This window comes from Streptomyces otsuchiensis (genome assembly GCF_004305975.1).
GTDB classification, from domain to species: domain Bacteria; phylum Actinomycetota; class Actinomycetes; order Streptomycetales; family Streptomycetaceae; genus Streptomyces; species Streptomyces otsuchiensis.
In genome coordinates, this window is the sequence record NZ_BHZI01000382.1 from 1 (window position 1) to 4,396 (window position 4,396).

Genomic DNA, 4,396 nt, shown 5'->3' on the forward strand with positions numbered 1-4,396 from the left:
CCGCGTCCGGCGAACTCCCAGGTGAGCGACCCAGTTCGAGACACCACTCGAAGCCGAAAGAAAAAGAACAAGCTGAGGGGGCTGCTGGCAAACCGGTTGCCACCGGTAAGGGCTGGGCTTACGACATTCCGGCCGGAACTAAGGGCCTCGATCCTCGGGTGGTGCAAGTTCGCGTGATGGACCCTGTCACTACCGGCAAGCATCAGTACCCGAACGGTTATGTGGTGTACATGAACAAAGCAGGTCAGTCAGTCAATCCCCTAACCGGGCAGACGGTCAGCAAGGCTGACCCCTACAATCACATCCCGATCCCATGATCTCGATAAATGATCTCGTCCATGCCAGGCCATATCCGGAATTTCTCGGCTCGGTTGAAGTGGATCCCCTGCGAGAAGAGGACGCGCTGCAAGAAGCGCAGCTGCTCGACTCTCGGGTGTGTCACTTGACCTCTACGGCGGCTCTTCTCTTCGAACTGCGCACCTCCTTGCAGTTTGAAGTGGGAAATTCTGGGCTGCTTGTGATCCGGGGTCTGCGCTCGTCCGACTGGAAGTCACCGACAAAGCAGGTTCCTCTCGCGGCACTGACGGTAGTATCCAGTGCTGCTGACCGGTTGGGCGATTCTCTTCGCGCGAGATTCGAATTCTTCCCGGAGGCGCACCTTGTAGTGGCGGGTGAACTGGCGGAGTTTTACGTCCTCGAAGTGGAAGGAATCGGCGACGTGCCACCCGACTATTCGAGCGTGGACTTGAAAAAGGTTCAAGACGCTTTGCCGTCTTGGTCCTCCGCGTGCAGCCTGCGTCAGGCGTCAATTTCGCACTGAGGTAGCAACGCGGGGGTTGGCGATGTTCCCGCTGGCGAATCGAAGCCCCGCCAAGCGTAGTCTGGCGGGGCTTCGCTGGTGTTTGACGGCAGTAATTGACGGCAACGTCAGTGGACGGGGACGGAGCAAGGAGGCGGTTCGTTGCTGTCGGTGCCGGCTTTCTCGGTAATCTCTGGTCCGCCGAGGGCGGTGCTGAGGGTCTCGATGGTGTCTCGCTGGAGGCGGAGTCGGAAGTGGGCGTAGACGGTTGCGGTGACGCCGATGTGGGCGTGGCCGCGGAGTTCCTTGATCACGACGAGTTCGACTCCCTGCTCCAGGAGCAGGGTCGCGGTTGAGTGCCTGAGGTCGTGAAATCGGATGCGGCGGAGGCCGGCCTTGCGGAGGGGCGTGGTGAAGGTGCGGGTGAGGTTGGTCGGGGGCCTTGACCCCGAATCCTGAACACGGGTTAAGCTCGCCACCCTGGGTACGCCGCCCTTGCGGCCCACTCCGAAGGCCATGAGAGACCCTCTATATCCCCTCAACGAATATCTACGGAGCTACCCAGGCGGAGTCGCCACGGAGACTTGGAGCTTCCTGGGGCCCGATGTTGATTCCTGGAAGGAGTGCTCAGGGAACATTGGGTTCACCGCAGCATGTGGATCTGCGGCGCTCGATGTAGTTCCTTTCGGTAAGGCGGTAAAAGGAGCCGTGGTCGTCGGTGAGGGAGTATACAAATGGGTCCGCGGAATTGTTGGGAAGGGAAAGAAAGCAGACTACAGCAGCAGCTTTGTCGCGGGAGCTTCAGTGCTCATGGCGGACGGCTCCACCAAGCCGATAGAACAAGTCGCGGTCGGCGACGAAGTGCTGGCGGCCGACCCCGAAACGGGACAGATCGGGCCTCAAACCGTCACGGCTGAGATCACCGGAGCCGGTGATAAGAACCTCGTCGCTGTCACCATCGGCGAGGCCACCATCACCGCCACTGACGAGCATCCCTTCTGGTCTCCCGAGTTCGGCGAATGGACCCACGCGGCCGACCTCAAGCCCGGCCAGCTGCTGGAACTCCCAGACCGCACACGCGCACCGGTCACGACACTCCGCCGCTGGACCCAGCCGTCCACCGTCCACAACCTCACCATCGAGGGCCTCCACACGTACTATGTGCTGGCGGGGGCCACGCCGGTCCTCGTTCACAACTCGTCGTGCCCACGGTTCATTGCAGATGCCGCCGGTAATATCATCGAATTGCCGCAGGTCAAAGCGAGCATCAGCAGTCAGAAGCAGGAACGGCACATACTTGGCGGGAGGGGGTATAAATGCGGAGATTATTTCAATTCGCAAAAAGACGCGCAGGCGGTGCTCGACGCCTACCATTCCGGATCGGCGCAGGTTATGGGGATAACGAAGACGGGAAATATTCAAATTCGAGTTCCTTCCGTCGTGGGCTACGACAACAATCCAGCTATGAACCGTCTCGGAGTTCCCACGAATATCTTCATGATCAAGGGGACTAAGAGTCCGAGCGTTGTGCCGATGAATCCCCAGGCGGGTGCGCCGTGACCGACAAGCAAAGGAATCAGCGCGAGAACGAGATCACGCTTCTTGCAGTGCAAGCACTGCTCGGCATGATTTCGACTGACGTGATCGCCGTGGCTGTGAGTGTTGAGGAAGCTCGCGTGGAATTGGCCTTCTGGACTCATCGTCAATCGAGTGAACTTGAAGACGATGCCGAAGAGGTTACCTTCGAGCTGGACGCGCTATTTTCCGAAGATCATCCGTTGGTGGAGTACGTGATCAAGATCGGTGAACCGGATCCGAAATCAAATTTGTCTGGGTATCGCATGATCTACTGGGCAAAGCCAGACGCCGCACGGATTAGCGATGAATAGGCAGGCCTGCTGAAGCCTTATGAGGTCCCGCTGGGCTGCACTCCGGCGGGACCTCAGCTTGGCGTTTAACCTGGGCTGTCACCCGACCTGCTGATCTGCGGTTCTTCTGGGGACAGCGGAGGCGGCCGTTCTCCACGCTTCGAGATGTCGAGTAACGAAGCACGAGAGAACGGCCGCTGCGTATGAGTCTCCCGGTCCACGCGCTCGCAGGCGAGGCGTTCGACGTCTTGTCCCGCTTTCGTGTCGAGTTCTACGAGTCCCTTTACGCCCGCGCGGACGCGCTCTTCGACGGACGCGGTGCTGTGTGCGGACGGGCCGGTGAAGACACTGGTCGAGCTGTCGCTGGCGGTCGAGCACCGCCGCGGGCACGAGGCGCTGTACGCCGGGTTGGACCGGGGCTGGGCGGAGCCGGCACGGTTGCGGCGCACGCTGGCCGGTCTTCCGCTGCCGAAGGCGGCCGACGGGCGGATCGTGCTGGCGGTGGACGTCAGCAACTGGCTCCGTCCCGATGCCCCGACCAGCAACGAGCGGCTGTTCTGCCACGTCTACGGACGCGGTGCCCGCCGCAGGGATCAGTTCGTGCCGGGCTGGCCGTACTCCTTCGTCGCCGCTCTGGAGACCGGCCGCACCTCCTGGGTCGCGCTGCTGGACGCCGTGCGCCTGGGGCCCGCCGACGACGCGACCGCCGTCACCGCCGCACAGCTACGCGACACCGTCGACCGGTTGATTGATGCCGGGCAGTGGCGCACGGGTGATCCGGACATCTGGATCGTCATGGACTCCAGCTACGACATCGCCTACCTCTCCCACGCCCTGGCGGACCCGCCCGTCGTGCTGGTCGGACGTCTGCGCTCGGACCGTGTCATGCTCCGCGATCCCGGCCCCGCCGGCTGCGGGCCGCAGGGCGGCAGGCCACGCCGGCACGGCGGCGTCCTGACCTTCGCCAAACCCGAAAGCTGGCACGAGCCAGAGGTCACCACCGTCACCGGCACCACCCGCTACGGCAAGGCCGAGGCCAGAGCCTGTGACCGGATACACCCCCGGCTCACCCACCGCGGCCCCTGGCTGGACCACGCAAAAGAGGAACTGCCCATCCTGCACGGCACGTTGATCCGCCTGACGGTCGAGCGCCTGCCGGGCGACCGCGACCCCAAACCGGTCTGGCTGTGGTGCTCGGCCACCGCCGCCACACCGGCGGACGTGGAGCACTGGTGGCAGTCCTTCCTCCGCCGGTTCGATCTTGAGCACACCTTCAGGTTCATGAAACAGACCCTCAGCTGGACAGCCCCGAAGATCCGCCACGCGGACACCGCCGACCTGTGGACCTGGCTCATCATCGCCGCCCACACCCAGCTCCGCCTGGCCCGCCCTCTCGCCGAGGACCTCCGCCGCCCCTGGGAACGGTCAACCGAGCCCCGCCGCCTCACCCCCGCCCGGGTACGGCGGGGGTTTCGCAACGTCCGGCAGACCACAGCCCGTCCGACAGCCGCACCAAAACCCTCACGGCCAGGACCGGGACGACCCACCGGATCGAAGAACAAGCAACGCGCCAGACAGCACGACGTCGGCAAGACGGTCAAACGAGCCAAGTCGATCAAGAAGCACCAAACCCGCCCAGGTTAAACGCCAAGCTCAGAGAGCCAGCCGCACGCCGTGACCGAGGTCATCCAGGACGCCCCCGGGGTGCGGTCGCTGGAGGAGTACGGAT

At 63.1% G+C, this 4,396-nt stretch carries 4 protein-coding genes and 2 pseudogenes; 5 read left to right on the plus strand and 1 reads right to left on the minus strand.

The features are described 5' to 3' along the window. Together E0D90_RS28120 and E0D90_RS23925 are read left to right on the plus strand one after the other, a co-directional pair. Positions 1 to 317 (plus strand): hypothetical protein (locus E0D90_RS28120; protein ID WP_227870453.1); only part of this gene is annotated, 317 nt, incomplete at its 5' end. Continuing rightward, complete coding sequence (locus E0D90_RS23925) at positions 314 to 820, plus strand: hypothetical protein (protein WP_130800049.1); 507 nt, start codon at positions 314 to 316, stop codon at positions 818 to 820. The genes E0D90_RS28120 and E0D90_RS23925, both read left to right, overlap by 4 nt. Before the next feature lie 107 nt (positions 821 to 927). On the opposite strand, the pseudogene E0D90_RS23930 reads toward E0D90_RS23925, so the two are convergent. Then, positions 928 to 1,248 (minus strand): annotated as a pseudogene (locus E0D90_RS23930) (tyrosine-type recombinase/integrase); the annotation flags it as partial. Positions 1,249 to 1,507: 259 nt separating this feature from the next. Between E0D90_RS23930 and E0D90_RS23935 the strand changes: the two are divergent. From E0D90_RS23935 to E0D90_RS23945, 3 genes and pseudogenes are all read left to right on the plus strand, one after another. Then, positions 1,508 to 2,359, plus strand: a complete 852-nt coding sequence (locus E0D90_RS23935; RefSeq protein ID WP_227870454.1) for a polymorphic toxin-type HINT domain-containing protein — start codon at positions 1,508 to 1,510, stop codon at positions 2,357 to 2,359. Next, positions 2,356 to 2,688 (plus strand): MafI2 family immunity protein, encoded by a 333-nt coding sequence (locus tag E0D90_RS23940; protein WP_130800050.1) that lies wholly within the window; start codon positions 2,356 to 2,358, stop codon positions 2,686 to 2,688. Before E0D90_RS23935 ends, E0D90_RS23940 begins: the two co-directional genes overlap by 4 nt. A 182-nt stretch (positions 2,689 to 2,870) precedes the next feature. Beyond that, positions 2,871 to 4,311, plus strand: a pseudogene (locus tag E0D90_RS23945) (NF041680 family putative transposase). The last annotated feature ends 85 nt before the right edge of the window (positions 4,312 to 4,396 follow it).